A 14,984-nucleotide genomic window follows, 5' to 3' on the forward strand; every position below is an offset into this window, starting at 1 on the left:
ACGAGGCATGAACGCGTCAACTACAGAGTCGAAGAAGCGACCGCACTGGCTGGTCGGCGGGGTCACGATCCTCACGTTCGTGGCTTTGCTGTACCTCATCGAGCTCGTCGACGACCTCTCGCACCACTCGCTGGACGGCAACGGCATCAGGCCGCTGGAGGCCGACGGGCTGTGGGGCATCATCTGGGCGCCGTTCCTGCACGGCAGCTGGACCCACCTGTTCGCCAACACGGTGCCCGCCCTGGTGCTGGGCTTCCTGATGACCCTGGCCGGCATGTCCCGGTTCGTCTGGGCCACCGCGATCGTGTGGATCGTCGGGGGCTTCGGCACCTGGCTGATCGGCAACTGGGGCGGCTGCCGCTTCGAGTCCGACCACATCGGCGCCTCCGGCCTGATCTTCGGTTGGCTGACGTTTTTACTGGTCTTCGGGATCTTCGTGCGCCGGTTCTGGGACATCGTCACGGGCCTGGTCGTGCTGTTCGCCTACGGCGGCATCCTGGTCAGCGCCGTGCCCGTCCTGGACAAGTGCGGCGGCGTCTCCTGGCAGGGGCACCTGTGCGGCGCGCTGGCCGGCATCCTGGCCGCGTACGTCCTGTCCGGCCCGGAGCGCAAGGCCCGCGCGACGAAACGGGCCGCCCCGCGGCGGACCACGACATGAGTTCGGCTCTGGCGCCCGTCGGGGTCTTCGACTCCGGCGTCGGGGGACTGACCGTCGCGCGGGCGATCATCGACCAGCTGCCCGACGAGGACATGATCTACGTCGGCGACACCGCCAACGGCCCGTACGGTCCGCTCACCATCCCCGAGGTACGTGCCCACGCGCTGGCCATCGGCGACGACCTCGTCGCCCGCGGCGTCAAGGCGCTGGTGATCGCCTGCAACACGGCGTCGGCGGCCTGCCTGCGCGACGCCCGCGAGCGCTACGACGTGCCCGTCGTCGAGGTGATCCTGCCGGCGGTGCGCCGCGCGGTCGCCGCCACCCGCAACGGGCGCATCGGCGTCATCGGCACGCGGGCGACCATCAACTCGCACGCCTACCAGGACGCGTTCGCCGCCGCCCGCGACACCGAGATCACCGCGGCGGCCTGCCCGCGGTTCGTCGACTTCGTCGAGCGCGGCGTGACCAGCGGGCGCCAGGTGCTCGGGCTGGCCGAGGGTTATCTCGAGCCGCTGCAGCGGGCGCAGGTCGACACGCTGGTGCTGGGCTGCACGCACTACCCCTTGCTGTCCGGGCTGATCCAGTTGGCGATGGGCGAGAACGTCACGCTGGTGTCGAGCGCCGAGGAAACCGCCAAGGAAGTGCTGCGCGTGCTCACCGAACGGGACCTGCTGCGCCCGCACGACGCCCCGCCGGCCACCCGCGTCTTCGAGGCCACCGGCGACCCCGAGGCGTTCACCAAACTGGCCGCGCGATTTCTGGGTCCCGCGGTCACCGGCGTCCAGCCCGTGGGGCACTCCCGCCTGGGGTGAGCGGGCCGGGAGATTCTGATCACACCAAAGCGGCCATGTTTTCTCCATCGCCCTATCGGGCATGGCACAGTAGTGTCCGTGCGAATAACCGTGCTCGGCTGCTCGGGCAGCGTGGTCGGTCCGGATTCGCCGGCATCGGGTTATCTACTTCGGGCGCCTGATACCCCGCCTCTGGTACTCGACTTCGGTGGCGGCGTGCTCGGCGCGCTGCAGCGCTACGCCGACCCCGGTTCGGTGCACATCCTGCTGTCCCACCTGCACGCCGACCACTGCCTGGACGTGCCGGGCCTGTTCGTGTGGCGCCGCTACCATCCGTCGCGCCCGCTCGGCAAGGCGTTGTTGTACGGCCCGAGCGACACGTGGTCCCGGTTGGGGGCCGCATCGTCGCCCTACGGCGGCGAGATCGACGACTGCTCCGACATTTTCGACATCCATCACTGGGTCGACGGCGAGCCGGTGACGTTCGGTGCGCTCACGGTGACGCCGCGGGTGGTGGCGCACCCCACCGAGTCGTACGGCCTGCGGATCACCGATCCCAGCGGCGCCTCGTTCGTCTACAGCGGCGACACCGGCCCGTGCGACCAGCTCGTCGAGCTGGCCCGCGGCGCCGACGTGTTCCTGTGCGAGGCCTCCTGGACCCACGCGCCGGACCGCCCGCCGGCGCTGCACCTGTCGGGCACCGAGGCCGGGCGGGTCGCGGCGCAGGCCGGTGTGCACGAGCTGCTGTTGACGCACATTCCGCCGTGGACCTCGCGGGAGGACGTGATCACCGAGGCCAAGGCCGAGTTCGACGGACCGGTGCACGCCGTGGTCTGCGGCGAGACGTTCGACGTGCGCCGCTCCGAAAGGGTCTGACCCCCGGCGCTAGGGTGGCGTCGTGTCCAAACGAGAAGACGGCCGCCTTGACGACGAGCTCCGCCCCGTCGTCATCACCCGCGGATTCACAGAGCACCCGGCGGGGTCGGTACTGGTCGAATTCGGTCACACCAAGGTGATGTGCACCGCCAGCGTCACCGAGGGGGTGCCGCGCTGGCGCAAGGGATCGGGCCTGGGGTGGCTGACCGCGGAGTACGCGATGCTGCCGTCGGCCACCCACACGCGCTCCGACCGCGAATCGGTGAAGGGCCGGCTGAGCGGGCGCACGCAGGAGATCAGCCGGCTGATCGGCCGGTCGCTGCGGGCCTGCATCGACCTGGCGGCGCTGGGGGAGAACACCATCGCCGTCGACTGCGACGTGTTGCAGGCCGACGGGGGCACCCGCACCGCGGCAATCACCGGCGCCTACGTCGCGCTGGCCGACGCGGTCACGTATCTGTCTGCGGCGGGCAAGCTTTCGGACCCGCGGCCGCTGTCGTGTGCGATTGCCGCGGTCAGCGTCGGCGTCGTCGACGGGCGGATCCGGGTGGACCTGCCCTACGAAGAAGACGCGCGCGCCGAGGTCGACATGAACGTCGTCGCCACCGACACCGGCACCCTGGTCGAGGTGCAGGGGACCGGCGAGGGTGCGACGTTCCCGCGCTCGACGCTGGACAAGCTGCTCGACGTGGCGCTGGCCGCGTGCGACCAGTTGTTCGCCGCCCAGCGCGAGGCGCTCGAGCTGCCGTACCCGGGCGTGCTGCCCGAGGGGCCGGCGCCGTCGAAGGCGTTCGGCAGCTGAGCCGGTTATTGGTCGCCAGCCGCAACGCGAAAAAGCTGGCCGAGTTGCGACGGGTGCTCGACGGCGCCGGCCTGACGGGGCTGACGCTGGTGTCACTGCACGACGTGCCCCCGTTCGACGAGGCGCCCGAGACCGGGGCGACCTTCGAGGACAACGCGCTGGCCAAGGCGCGCGACGCCTTCGCCGCGACCGGCCTGGCATCGGTGGCCGACGACTCGGGCTTGGAGGTCGCCGCGTTGAACGGCATGCCCGGCGTGCTGTCGGCGCGCTGGTCCGGTCGGCACGGGGACGACGCGGGCAACACCTCGTTGCTGCTGGCGCAGCTGCGGGACGTGCCCGACGCGCGGCGCGGCGCCGCGTTCGTGTCGGCGTGCGCGCTGGTGTCGGCGGGCGGTGAGGTCGTCGTCCGCGGCGAGTGGCCCGGCAGCATCGCGCGGGAGCCGCGCGGCGACGGAGGATTCGGCTACGACCCGGTGTTCGTCCCGTGTGACAGCGAGCGCACCGCGGCGGAGCTGAGCCCGGCGGAGAAGGACGCCGTGTCGCACCGCGGCCGCGCGCTGGCGCTGCTGGTGCCGGCGCTGCGCGAGCTGGCGCCGCCGCGAACATGAAGCTGGCCGCACGCTGGGCGTCGAGTGTGCGGCCAGCCGCGCACCCGACGGCTACAGCCCGAAGCGCGCCTTGACGTCCCTGCTCTGGAAGTGCTCGACGATGATGCCCAGCAGCGGAATGGTGCCGGACAGCAGCACGCCGACGGTCTTGGCGATCGGCCAGCGCACCTTGATCGCCAGGTTGAACGCCGCCAGCACATAGACGAAGTAGACCCAGCCGTGCACCACCTCGATCCAGCGGATCTCGTGATGAAAGGCCACGTGCGAGACGATCTCGTAGCACAGCGCGATGAGCCAGATACCCGTCGTCCACGCCATGATCCGGTAGGCGAGCAACGCGGTGCGGACCTTCTCGACGGGGACGGCGGGTACCGGTGCCTCGGGCGTCTCGGGTGTGGTCATGCGGTGGTCCTGTTCTCCTTCTCGGCGTCCTGGTGGGCGAGCTCGGCCAGGTAGGCGTTGTACTCCCGCAGCGCGGGATCGTCGGGCGGTGGCTTAATCGGCTTGGGCCGCTCGGGCAGCAGCCCGGCGGGTATCTCGGTCATCTCGCCGGCCTTGCGGGTCGGGGGTGGCTCCACTTCGTAGCGCACGAACTTGCGGTACGCGTACACGCAGAACCAGGCGAACAGCGGCCACTGCAGCGCGTAGCCCAGGTTCTGGAACGTGCCCGAGGTCGACTGAAACCGGGTCCACTGCCACCAGCCCAGCGCCAGGCAGCCGCAGGCCGCGACGATCACCAAAGCGATCAGCGCGACCCTGCGACGACGGGTGATGGGCACCCCTTGAACCTACCGCCACCGACAGCTGCGCCGGCACCGCGAGCGGTACGATCGGCACCGCTGCGGGCGTGGCGAAACGGCAGACGCGCCGGTTTTAGGTGCCGGTGCTCGAAAGAGCGTGAGGGTTCGAGTCCCTCCGCCCGCACACACCTCCACCCGGAGTGCTATGGGCCGGCGTTGCCACCGTTGCCGCCGGTGGCGCTGCCGTTGCCGGCACTGATCACCACGGCGCTGCCGCCGCCGCCACCACCGCCTGAACCGGGGATTACCAACGTCACGCCGCCGCCGTTACCGCCGGTGCCGCCGCCGCTTCCGGTGCCGTTGGTACCGCTGACGGCCGGGCTGAAGAGATTGCCGCCGGCGCCGCCCGCGCCGCCGGCGGTCGTAGTGGCAGCGCCCCCGTTCCCACCGGCGCCGCCGGTGCTCAGGACGCTGGTGCCACCACCGCCACCACCGCCACCGGCGGCGTCGACTGCGGACGCGGTGGACCCGGCGACGGTGGCGCCCGTGCCGCCGGCGCCGCCGACGTTGGGGGGGCCGAACCCGCTTACGCCGGTGCCGCCGTTGCCGCCGGTGATCGTGGTGGCGCCGACGTTGACGGCGGCACCGCCGCCACCGCCGCCGCCGTCACCGCCAAGACTCACGGAGTTGGCGCCGCCGCCGTGACCGCCGCCGCCGCCGGTGCTGGTGACGTCGAGGGAGGCGCCGGTATCGATGATTTCGGCGCCGCCGCCCCGACCGCCGGTGCCGCCGCTGCCGCCCTGGACACCTGCGCCCCCGGAGCCGCCGCCACCACCACCGCCGCCGGCGATGGCGCCGCTGGTGCTGGTGGTGAGGGTGCCGTCGCCGCCGTGGCCGCCGGTGCCGCCGGCGCCGCCGTGGAATGCGGCACCGCCGGTGCCGCCGTTGCCGCCGCTGCCGCCGACGGCGCCGGTGAAGGTGGCGTCGCCGCCGTTGCCGCCGTTGCCGCCGATGCCGCCCGTGCACGAGAAGTTGCTGGTGCCGCCGTTGCCGCCGACGCCGCCGTTGCCGCCGTTGCCGTTGAGGGCACCGGCGACGCTGGCGGCGCCGCCGTTGCCGCCGTTGCCGCCGTTGCCGCCGTGGACGCCGTAGCCACCCCCGCCGCCGTTCCCGCCGTTGCCGGCGGTGGCACCGGCAACGCTGGTGGTGCCGCCGTCGCCACCAGTGCCGCCGGTGCCGCCGTCGCCGCTGGTGCCAGTGCTGCCGCCGAGCGAGCCGGTGCCGTTGCCGCCGGTCCCGCCGTTGCCGCCGAGACCACCGGCGCCACCGTTGCCGGAGACGCCGGCGCCCCCGGTCCCGCCTTGGCCGCCTTGGCCGCCCTGGCCGCCGGACCCGCCGGCGCCCAACAGCCCGCCGGCCCCGCCGGACCCGCCCATCCCGCCGTTACCGCCGAAACCGCCGGTCGCGCCCGGTCCGCCGGTCCCGCCGGTTCCGCCGGCCCCGCCGATCGCGCCCGACCCGCCGATGCCGGAGAACAGCCCCCCGCTTCCGCCGGCGCCCCCGTTTCCGCCCGCCCCGCCATCGAGGCCGGTGCCGCCGGTGATGCCGGTGCCGCCGGCGCCGCCGGACCCGCCGTTACCGAACAAGAAGGCCGATCCGCCGGCCCCTCCGTTCTGGCCCGGTCCGCCCGACCCGCCGTTTCCGCCGTTACCGAAAAGCCAGCCACCCGCCCCACCGGCCTGCCCCGTCCCCGGGGCCCCGTTGGTGCCGTTGCCGAACAGCGGCCGCCCCGTCAGGGTCCGCCAGGGCGAGAACGCCGGAATGCCGGCGGCCGCGTGTTCGAGGGTTTGCAACCCGGACACGTTGGCCGCCTCGGCGGCCGCATACCCACCGCCCGCCCCGCTCAGGGCTTGCACGAACTCGGCGTGAAACGCCGCCGCCTGAGCGCCGACCGCCTGAAACTGCTGGCCGTGGCTGGAAAACAGCGACGAGACCGCCGTCGACACCTCGTCTTCCGCCGCGGCCACCACCCCGGCCGTCGGGGCCGCCGCCGCGGCATGCGCGGCGCTGACCGCCGCGCCGATCTTCGACAAATCCACTGCGGCCGAACTGACAAACTCTGGGGCCACCGCCAGATACGACATCGCCACCTCTAATCGGGTCGTCACCACATCCGAAAATCGAGATTTCCGGTGCAAGTGACGAGAGAATAAGGCGTCGGGTGGCGGCTGCGGAAGGGTTTCGTCGCGCATTGCGCGGGTAGACGCGATGCACCGCAATCAAGGAAGGCGCCATGGCCACCGGACCCGAGCACACCGAAAAAGCCTTCACCACAGAGGATGTGAAACTCGCCGAACGCAGAGTCGCCGAGGCCCGCGAACGCGCCGCCCACGCCGGGCTTTCGGCCGCCCGCAGCATCGAGGAATCGGCACGGCACCATGAACAAGTCGCAAAGATGCAAGACCGTACCGTCGAACTAGGGTTATCCCACATCGAGGTACACGCGGAGTCCGCCTCCCGGCACCGCCAGGCCGCCTCCGACGACCGCAAGATGGCCGAGCAGAAGCGAAAAGAGTCCGAGGCAGACCTCACACTCCGCTCCGACCGGTAAGCCCCGGTTGACCGCGGGTAAGGCAACCCTTAGTTTGTGGGGGTAACTTACCTACGCGAAGGGTGCCGGATGCAGACGGTTGCGTCTCGTCAGGGAGGGCGACCTCCCCTGATCGCAGTGGAGGATGTCGTCCGGGCGGGACGCGAGCTCGGGATGCAGCGGCTGAGCGTGAACGCCGTCGCGACGCGGCTCGGCGTGTCGGCCACCGCCCTCTACCGCCATGTCGACAGCCGGTGGGAGCTCGAGCGCCTGGTCGGCGAAAGCCTGCTCGCCGAGCTGCAGTTGCGCGACGACCCGACGGCCGACACCGAGGCCCACCTGCTGTCGTTCGCCCTGCAGCTCCGTGAGTTCACCGCCGCGCACCCGGGACTCGCGACCTACCTGCAGGTGTTGTTCCCGCGCGGCGAGGCCGGCGCGCGGTTGCTGGCCACCGAGGTCGAGGCGCTGAGCAGGCGCGGGTATTCCGCGGACGCCGCCCTGGTGTTGAGCAGCGCGGTCGCCACCCTCGCGATCAGCCTGGCCGCGCGGGAAGAGAACAACGCCACCGCAACCGCCGGGGACCACGCGGGCGGCTTCGCCGTGGAACGCGACGCCGCGGCCGCCCGGTTGGCCGACGACGCGCGGCTCGGCGCGGCCCACGCCGGGCTGCCGCAGCTATCGGAGGTCGAGTTCGTGCGGCTGCTGCTGGCCGCGTCGATCCGGGGCCTCGTCGCGGCGATTCCGCCCGGGCGCCCCATCCACGAGGCGATGGCGGGGCTCGGCGCCGCCGGGGAGGACCGCTGATGGCGCGCGGATTCCAGGGGGCGGTGCTGCGCGGCTTCGGCGCCCGCGACCACCTGGCGACGGTCCTCGAAACCGTCCGCATCGCACCGCATTTCGTGCGGATACGGATGGTGTCACCGACCCTGTTCGAGGACGCGCAGGCCGAACCCGCGGCATGGCTTCGGTTCTGGTTTCCCGACCCGGGCGGGTCGAATACCGAATTCCAGCGCGCCTACACGATCTCCGAGGCGGACCCGGCCAGCGGCCGCTTCGCGGTCGACGTCGTGCTGCACGAGCCGTCGGGCCCGGCGTCGGTGTGGGCGCGCACGGTGCAACCCGGCGCGACGATCGCCGCGATGTCCCTGATGGGCTCGTCGCGGTTCGACGTGCCCGACGAGCAGCCCGCCGGCTACCTGCTGATCGGCGACTCCGCCTCGATCCCCGGCATGAACGGGATCGTCGGAACCGTCCCGCACGACGTGCCGATCGAGATGTACCTCGAACAGCACGACGACGACGACCCGCTGATTCCCGTCGCGAAACACCCTCGGCTGCAAGTGCATTGGGTGGCCCGCCGCGACGAGCGGTCGCTGGCCGCGGCGATCGAGGACCGGGACTGGTCCGACTGGTACGCGTGGGCAACGCCCGAGGCGACGACGCTCAAGCACGTGCGGACCCGGCTGCGCGACGAGTTCGGGTTTCCCAAGTCCGAGATCCACGCCCAGGCCTACTGGAGCGCCGGCAAGGCGATGGGCACGCGCCGCGGCGACGACCCCGACGAGCACGAAGCCACCGCGAAAACCCCTCAGCCGCAGCCGGAACCGGCGCCCGCGTCCCGCGGCAGCTGGCGCGCGCAGGCCGCGGGCCGGCTGCTCGCGCCGCTGCGGTCGGCGCTGATCGTCTCCGGTGTGCTGCAGGCGGTGATCACGCTGTTGCAGCTGGCGCCGTTCGTGCTGCTGGTCGAGCTGGCCCGGCTGCTGGTGTCCGGCGCCGGAGCGTCACGCCTGTGGACGGTGGGCGCCGCGGCCGTCGCGCTGCTGGGCGCCGGCACCGTGCTCGGCGCCGGGCTGACGCTGTGGCTGCACGTCGTCGACGCGCGCTTCGCGAACCGCTTGCGCGCCAGGCTTTTGACCAAGCTGTCCCGGTTGCCGCTGGGCTGGTTCACTGCCCGCGGGTCGGGGTCGATCAAGCAGCTGGTGGCCGACGACACGCTGTCGCTGCACTACCTGGTCACCCACGCGATCCCGGACGCGGTCGCCGCCGTCGTCGCCCCGGTGGCGGTGCTGGTCTACCTGTTCGTGGTCGACTGGCGGGTGGCGCTGGTGCTGTTCGTGCCCGTCCTGGTCTATCTGGTGCTCACGTCGTCGCTCACCGTGCAGTCCGGGCCGCGCATCGCCCAATCGCAGCGCTGGGCCGAGAAGATGAACGGGGAGGCCGGCGCCTATCTCGAGGGGCAGCCGGTGATTCGGGTGTTCGGCGGCGCCGCGGCGTCGAGCTTCCGGCGCCGCCTCGACGAGTATGTCAATTTTTTGGTGGCCTGGCAGCGCCCCCTGGCCGGCAAGAAGACCCTGATGGACCTGGCCACCCGCCCCGCGACGTTCCTGTGGCTCATCGCGGTCACGGGCACCCTGCTGGTCGTCGGCGGACTGATGGACCCGGTCAACCTGCTGCCGTTCCTGTTGCTGGGCACCACATTCGGCGCCCGCCTGCTCGGCATCGCCTACGGGCTCGGGGGCATCCGCGCCGGGATGCTGGCCGCCCGGCGGCTGCAGAACACCCTCGACGAGCCCGAGCTGGCCGTGCAATCACAAGGAGCCCACGGCGATTCAGCGGCGGCGGTGGTCTTCGACCGCGTCACCTTCGGCTACCGGCCCGGGGTACCCGTGATCCGGGACGTGTCGCTGACGCTGCGCCCCGGCACCATTACCGCCCTCGTCGGGCCGTCCGGGTCCGGCAAGTCGACGCTGGCCGCGCTGCTGGCCCGCTTCCACGACGTCGAGCAAGGCGCGATACGGGTTGGGGGACAAGACATCCGATCGCTGACCGCCGACGAGCTGTACGCCCGGGTCGGGTTCGTGCTGCAGGAAACGCAGCTCGTGCACGGCACGGTCGCGCAGAACATCGCGTTGGCCGCGCCCGACGCCCCCGCCGCCGAAATCGAGGCCGCCGCGCGCGAGGCGCAAATCCACGACCGCATCATGCGGCTGCCGGACGGCTACGACACGATGCTGGGCGCCGGCACCGGGCTGTCCGGCGGCGAGCGTCAACGGCTGACCATCGCCCGAGCCATCCTCGCCGACACCCCGGTGCTGATCCTCGACGAGGCCACGGCCTTCGCCGACCCGGAATCGGAATACCTTGTGCAGCAAGCCCTCAACCGCCTCACCCGGGAACGCACCGTGCTGGTGATCGCCCATCGACTGCACACCATCACCCGGGCCGACCAGATCGTCGTCCTCGATCACGGCCGCATCGCCGAACGGGGCACCCACGACGAGCTGCTCGCCGCCGACGGACGCTACCGCCGGCTGTGGGGCACGGGTCAGGCCGACGCGGTGAGCGCCATACGGGAGGGCGCGCGATGATCCGCACGTGGATAGCGCTGGTGCCAAAGGAGCGCCGCGCCAAGGTAATCGCGTATGCGACGCTGGCCCTCGTCTCGGTGGCGGTGCGGGCGGTGGCCGCGGTGCTGCTCGTCCCGCTGGTGGGCGCGCTGTTCGGCGACGCCCCGCAGCGCGCCCTGGCATGGCTGGGCTGGCTCACCGCCGCGACCCTCGCCGGGTGGGTGATCGACACCGCGACCGCGCGCCTCGGCTTCGACCTGGGTTTCGCCGTGCTGGACCACTCCCAGCACGACGTGGCCGAACGCCTCCCGGACGTGCGGCTGGACTGGTTCGGCGCCGAGAACACCGCGACGGCGCGCCAGGCGATCGCCGCGACGGGGCCCGAGCTCGTCGGCCTGGTGGTCAACCTGCTCACCCCGCTGGTCACCGCGATCCTGCTACCGGCCGCCATCGCGATCGCCCTGCTGCCGGTCTCGTGGCGGCTGGGCGTGGCCGCGCTGGCCGGCGTGCCCCTGCTGCTGGGCGCCCTGTGGGCCTCGGCGCGGCTGGCGCGCCGCGCCGACGCCGCGGCCGGCGAGTCCAACACCGCGCTCACCGAACGCATCATCGAGTTCGCCCGGACCCAGCAGGCGCTGCGCGCCGCGCGACGCGTAGAGCCGGCCCGAAGCATGGTAGGGGACGCGCTCGCCGCGCAGCGCGGCGCCACGATGCGGTTGCTGGCCATGCAGGTGCCCGGCCAGCTGCTGTTCAGCCTGGCCAGCCAGTTGGCCCTGATCCTGCTGGCCGGGGCGACCACCGCGCTGACGGTGAACGGCACGCTGTCCATGCCGGAAGCCGTCGCGCTGATCGTCGTGATCGCCCGCTACCTGGAGCCCTTCACCACCATCAGCGAACTGGCCCCGGCCCTGGAGAGCACCCGCGCCACCCTGGACCGGATCCGTTCGGTGCTCACCGCGCCGACCATGACCGTCGGGGGCGCCGCGCTGCCCGACGCCGCCACGGCCCCCCGCATCGAATTCGACGACGTCACCTTCGGCTACGGAGCGGCGCCCGTGCTCGACGGCGTGAGTTTCACGTTGCGGCCGGGCACCACGACCGCGATCGTGGGCCCCTCCGGCTCGGGCAAGAGCACCATCCTGGCGCTGATCGCCGGGCTGCACCAGCCCTCGAGCGGCCGGGTGCTCATCGACGGCGTGGACGCGGCGACGCTGGACGCCGAAACCCGGCGCGCGGCCAGCAGTGTCGTGTTCCAGCACCCGTACCTGTTCCACGGCACGATCCGCGAAAACGTCATGGCCGGGGACCCGTCCGCGGCCGACGAGCGGTTCGCGCGGGCCGTCGCGCTGGCCCGCGTCGACGAACTCACCGCCCGGTTGCCCGAGGGCGCCGACACCGTCGTCGGCGAGGCCGGCTCGACGCTGTCCGGCGGCGAACGCCAACGCGTCAGCATCGCTCGCGCCCTGCTCAAGGGCGCGCCGATCCTGCTGGTCGACGAGGCGACCAGCGCCCTGGACAACGAGAACGAGGCGGCGGTGGTGGACGCGCTGACCGCCGACCCGCAGTCGCGGACCGGGGTGATCGTCGCCCACCGGCTGGCCAGCATCCGGCACGCCGACCGCGTGCTGTTCCTTGACGACGGCCGGATCGTCGAGGACGGCACCGTCGACGAACTGCTCGTCGCCGGCGGGCGCTTCGACGAATTCTGGCGGCAGCAGCGCGAAGCGGCGGACTGGCACATTGGCTCTTGCCGTATGCCTTACAGTTGATCCGTCAGTCGAGGAGTCGACGTACTGGAGGCCTGCGTATGAGTGCGGTGGTGTCGATCCCGCGGTATCCCGCCGACGTGACCCCGGAATGGCTGTCGGCGGCGCTCAGTGGACACCACACCGCCGTCGAGGTCTCCGGCGTCGAGGTGGCGCCCATCGGCACCGGGCAGACCGGGGCGACCTACCGGGTGACGGCGAAATATGCGACCGATCCGGGCGACCTGCCGGGAACGTTCGTCATCAAGCTGCCCGCCCAGGACGACACCGTGCGCGACCGCGTCGTCATCGGATATCGCAGCGAATGCGCGTTCTACGCGTCGGTGGCCGACCGGGTGCAGGTGCCGACGCCGCAGTGCTTCTACTGCGAGATCACCGAGGACGCAATGGATTACGCCCTGCTGCTGGCCGATCAGGCGCCGGCGGTGCAGGGCGACCAGCTCGCCGGATGCGGCGAAGCAGAGGCGCGTCTCGCGGTCAACGCCCTGGCCGGCCTGCACGCGCCCAGCTGGTGCGACCCGTTCTGGCTGGATTTTCCCGGCATCGCGTTCGGCCGGCCCGACGAGGCCGGCGCCAACGGAATGGGCGAGGTCGCCAAGATGAGCGCCGACATCACGATCGAGAAGCTGGGCGATCGCATGACCGCCGAGGACCGCGACACCTTCAGCGCGGCAATGGGTTTGGTGGCGCCGTGGCTGCTGTCCGAGTATGACCGGTTCGCCCTGATGCACGGGGACTACCGCTTGGACAACATGCTGTTCGACCCGGAACGCACCCGGGTCAGCATCGTCGACTGGCAGACGCTCGGCGTGGGGCTGCCGGCCAGGGATCTCGCCTACTTCACCGCCACCAGCCTGGATTCGCAACTGCGCGCGAGCATCGAGGAAGACCTCGTTAGCGAGTATCACCGCGCGTTGACCGACTGCGGGGTCGCCGACTACGACCGCGAAACCTGTTGGCGCGACTACCGGCTCGGGGTGCTGCAGGCGCCGCTGATCTCGGCGCTGGGGTTCGCCTTCGCCGCGGCCACCGAGCGCGGTGACGACATGGTGCTGGCCATGCTCAGCCGCGGCTGCCGGGCGATCCGCGAGCTGGGCACGCTGGAGTTGATCGCCTAGAGGTCGCCGGTGAAGTCGGCGCTGAGCCACCGGTCGGGCCGGATCGTGTACAGCACCTCCTCGACGCCTTCCATGCTGCGGACGAACGCGCGCCCGCCCTCCTCGCCGAGGTAGCGGATGGCGATGGCCTCCTGCACGTCGGCCGGGGCCGGCTTGGTGGTCTCCACCACGCTGCCCTCGACCACCACGTACTGATACGGCGGCTCCTCGCGCTGGGCGACCAGCGTCACCACCCCGGCCCGCTCGATGAGCCGCGCCTTGCGGCTGGATGCCCCGGTCATGATCCGGACGTTCCCGCCCGGTGTGTAGTCGTACCAGATCGGGACGCTGGCCGGCGGCCGGCCGTCGGCGGCCGCGACAGACAGCACACCGACGTGCTGGGCGGCAAGGAACTCCTGACGTTCGGCTTCGCTAAAACTTCGCATAGCGACTAAAAGCGCCGAACCTAAGCCGCTATTCCCGCGCTCATCGCTGCGCCCCCTTGACCAGGTTGGAGCCGATGATCAGGCGCTGGATCTCGCTGGTGCCCTCGTAGAGCCGCAACAGGCGCACGTCGCGGTAGATGCGCTCGACGGGAACCCCGCGCATGTAGCCGCTGCCGCCGTGCACCTGCACCGCGAGATCGGCCACCCGGCCGGCCATTTCGGTGCAGAACAGCTTGGCCGCCGACGGCGCCACCCGGCGGTCGGAGTTGGTGACCCACAGCCGCGCGGCCTCGCGCACCAGCGCGCGTCCGGCCAGCACGTCGGTCTGCTGGTCGGCCAGCATCGCCTGCACCAACTGAAAGCTTCCGATCGGCGCCCCGCCCTGCGTCGCCGTGGCGGCGTACGCCACGGACTCATCGAGCGCGCGCTGGGCGGCGCCCACCGCCAGGGCGGCGATGTGGACGCGGCCGCGCGCCAGCGACGTCATCGCCGCCCGGTAGCCGATGTCCTCGGCGCCGCCGATCAGCGCGTCGTTTCCGACGCGGACGTCGTCGAAGCCGACGTCGGCGGTCCACGCGCCCTCCTGGCCCATCTTCGCGTCCTTGGCGCCCACCTGGACGCCCGCCGCGTCGGCGGGCACCAGGAAGACGGCGATCCCCGGGCCCTGGTCGTCGGCCGGGCGGGTACGCGCGAACACCACGAAGAGGTTGGCGACGGGCGCGTTGGTGATGAAGCGCTTCTCGCCCGAGATCACCCACTCGGACCCGTCGCGAACGGCCTTGGTGCGCAGGCCCGCCGGGTTGGATCCGGCGCCGGGCTCGGTCAGCGCGAACGACGCGACCACCTCCCCGGACGCGATCGCCTCCAGCCACCGGCCCTTCTGCCCGTCGGTGCCGAAGCCGACGAGCACCTGCCCGGCGATGCCGTTGTTGGTGCCGAACATCGACCGCAGCGCCAGCGACGTGTAGCCCAATTCCATTGCCAGCTCGACGTCTTGGGCGAGGTTCAGGCCCAGGCCCCCCCACCGCTGCGGAATCGCGTACCCGAACAGGCCCATCTTCTTGGCCTGCTCGCGCAGGTCGTCGGGCACCCGATCGTCGGCCAGGATTTCCTGCTCGCGCGGGACCACGGCGCTGCGAACGAACTGACGCGTCTGGGCGAGGATCTCCCGGAAGTCGTCATCGGAAACTTCGGCGGTGGTCATCGTGCGAATGCTCCTCATGGTGGGACCGGACACCGCCCAAGATCCTATATGAAATATGATCT

15 protein-coding genes and 1 tRNA gene are annotated in these 14,984 nt (G+C 71.7%); 11 read left to right on the forward strand and 5 right to left on the reverse strand.

Annotated features, from left to right (window positions below):
* Nucleotides 1-7: 7 nt before the first annotated feature.
* The 5 genes from AC5Y4Z_RS05020 (at nucleotide 8) to rdgB (ending at nucleotide 3,735) form a co-directional block, all read left to right on the forward strand.
* The gene (locus AC5Y4Z_RS05020; protein ID WP_499961215.1) at nucleotides 8-658 is read left to right on the forward strand and encodes a rhomboid family intramembrane serine protease; all 651 of its coding nucleotides are present in this window, start codon (nucleotides 8-10) and stop codon (nucleotides 656-658) included.
* The gene (murI, locus tag AC5Y4Z_RS05025; RefSeq protein WP_499961216.1) at nucleotides 655-1,470 is read left to right on the forward strand and encodes a glutamate racemase; all 816 of its coding nucleotides are present in this window, start codon (nucleotides 655-657) and stop codon (nucleotides 1,468-1,470) included. The genes AC5Y4Z_RS05020 and murI overlap by 4 nt, the downstream gene beginning before the upstream one ends.
* A 72-nt stretch (nucleotides 1,471-1,542) precedes the next feature.
* The gene (locus tag AC5Y4Z_RS05030; RefSeq protein WP_499961217.1) at nucleotides 1,543-2,325 is read left to right on the forward strand and encodes a cyclic nucleotide-degrading phosphodiesterase; all 783 of its coding nucleotides are present in this window, start codon (nucleotides 1,543-1,545) and stop codon (nucleotides 2,323-2,325) included.
* Between the two features lie 22 nt (nucleotides 2,326-2,347).
* Nucleotides 2,348-3,127 carry a ribonuclease PH gene (gene rph, locus AC5Y4Z_RS05035; RefSeq protein WP_499961218.1) on the forward strand — a complete coding sequence of 260 codons (780 nt, stop codon included), beginning with the start codon at nucleotides 2,348-2,350 and terminating at the stop codon, nucleotides 3,125-3,127.
* Nucleotides 3,124-3,735, forward strand: a complete 612-nt coding sequence (gene rdgB, locus AC5Y4Z_RS05040) for an RdgB/HAM1 family non-canonical purine NTP pyrophosphatase (RefSeq protein ID WP_499961836.1) — start codon at nucleotides 3,124-3,126, stop codon at nucleotides 3,733-3,735. The genes rph and rdgB overlap by 4 nt, the downstream gene beginning before the upstream one ends.
* Nucleotides 3,736-3,786: 51 nt before the next feature.
* Here rdgB and AC5Y4Z_RS05045 read toward each other — a convergent pair whose 3' ends face one another.
* Nucleotides 3,787-4,137 carry a DUF3817 domain-containing protein gene (locus AC5Y4Z_RS05045; RefSeq protein ID WP_499961219.1) on the reverse strand — a complete coding sequence of 117 codons (351 nt, stop codon included), beginning with the start codon at nucleotides 4,135-4,137 and terminating at the stop codon, nucleotides 3,787-3,789.
* On the reverse strand, nucleotides 4,134-4,514 hold the full coding sequence (locus AC5Y4Z_RS05050) for a hypothetical protein (RefSeq protein ID WP_499961220.1): 381 nt from the start codon (nucleotides 4,512-4,514) through the stop codon (nucleotides 4,134-4,136). Before AC5Y4Z_RS05050 ends, AC5Y4Z_RS05045 begins: the two co-directional genes overlap by 4 nt.
* A gap of 62 nt (nucleotides 4,515-4,576) precedes the next feature.
* Here AC5Y4Z_RS05050 and AC5Y4Z_RS05055 point away from each other — a divergent pair.
* Nucleotides 4,577-4,659 (forward strand) — tRNA-Leu (locus AC5Y4Z_RS05055).
* Between the two features lie 19 nt (nucleotides 4,660-4,678).
* Here the strand turns inward: AC5Y4Z_RS05055 and AC5Y4Z_RS05060 are convergent.
* Nucleotides 4,679-6,619: a PE family protein gene (locus AC5Y4Z_RS05060; protein WP_499961838.1), complete on the reverse strand. Its 1,941-nt coding sequence runs from the start codon at nucleotides 6,617-6,619 to the stop codon at nucleotides 4,679-4,681.
* 149 nt (nucleotides 6,620-6,768) lie between these two features.
* Between AC5Y4Z_RS05060 and AC5Y4Z_RS05065 the strand changes: the two genes are divergently transcribed.
* From AC5Y4Z_RS05065 to AC5Y4Z_RS05085, 5 genes are all read left to right on the forward strand, one after another.
* On the forward strand, nucleotides 6,769-7,086 hold the full coding sequence (locus AC5Y4Z_RS05065; RefSeq protein ID WP_499961221.1) for a hypothetical protein: 318 nt from the start codon (nucleotides 6,769-6,771) through the stop codon (nucleotides 7,084-7,086).
* Between the two features lie 117 nt (nucleotides 7,087-7,203).
* The gene (locus tag AC5Y4Z_RS05070) at nucleotides 7,204-7,869 is read left to right on the forward strand and encodes a TetR/AcrR family transcriptional regulator (protein ID WP_499961222.1); all 666 of its coding nucleotides are present in this window, start codon (nucleotides 7,204-7,206) and stop codon (nucleotides 7,867-7,869) included.
* The gene (locus AC5Y4Z_RS05075) at nucleotides 7,869-10,433 is read left to right on the forward strand and encodes an ABC transporter ATP-binding protein/permease (RefSeq protein WP_499961223.1); all 2,565 of its coding nucleotides are present in this window, start codon (nucleotides 7,869-7,871) and stop codon (nucleotides 10,431-10,433) included. The genes AC5Y4Z_RS05070 and AC5Y4Z_RS05075 overlap by 1 nt, the downstream gene beginning before the upstream one ends.
* A complete protein-coding gene (locus AC5Y4Z_RS05080) occupies nucleotides 10,430-12,178 on the forward strand; it encodes an ABC transporter ATP-binding protein (RefSeq protein ID WP_499961224.1) in 1,749 nt (582 codons plus the stop codon). Before AC5Y4Z_RS05075 ends, AC5Y4Z_RS05080 begins: the two co-directional genes overlap by 4 nt.
* Before the next feature lie 38 nt (nucleotides 12,179-12,216).
* On the forward strand, nucleotides 12,217-13,293 hold the full coding sequence (locus AC5Y4Z_RS05085; protein ID WP_499961225.1) for a phosphotransferase family protein: 1,077 nt from the start codon (nucleotides 12,217-12,219) through the stop codon (nucleotides 13,291-13,293).
* Here AC5Y4Z_RS05085 and AC5Y4Z_RS05090 read toward each other — a convergent pair.
* On the reverse strand, nucleotides 13,290-13,718 hold the full coding sequence (locus tag AC5Y4Z_RS05090; protein ID WP_499961226.1) for a pyridoxamine 5'-phosphate oxidase family protein: 429 nt from the start codon (nucleotides 13,716-13,718) through the stop codon (nucleotides 13,290-13,292). The genes AC5Y4Z_RS05085 and AC5Y4Z_RS05090 overlap by 4 nt on opposite strands.
* A gap of 40 nt (nucleotides 13,719-13,758) precedes the next feature.
* The gene (locus AC5Y4Z_RS05095; RefSeq protein ID WP_499961227.1) at nucleotides 13,759-14,922 is read right to left on the reverse strand and encodes an acyl-CoA dehydrogenase family protein; all 1,164 of its coding nucleotides are present in this window, start codon (nucleotides 14,920-14,922) and stop codon (nucleotides 13,759-13,761) included.
* Between the last annotated feature and the right edge of the window lie 62 nt (nucleotides 14,923-14,984).

It is taken from the genome of Mycobacterium sp. NGS63 (assembly GCF_059812295.1).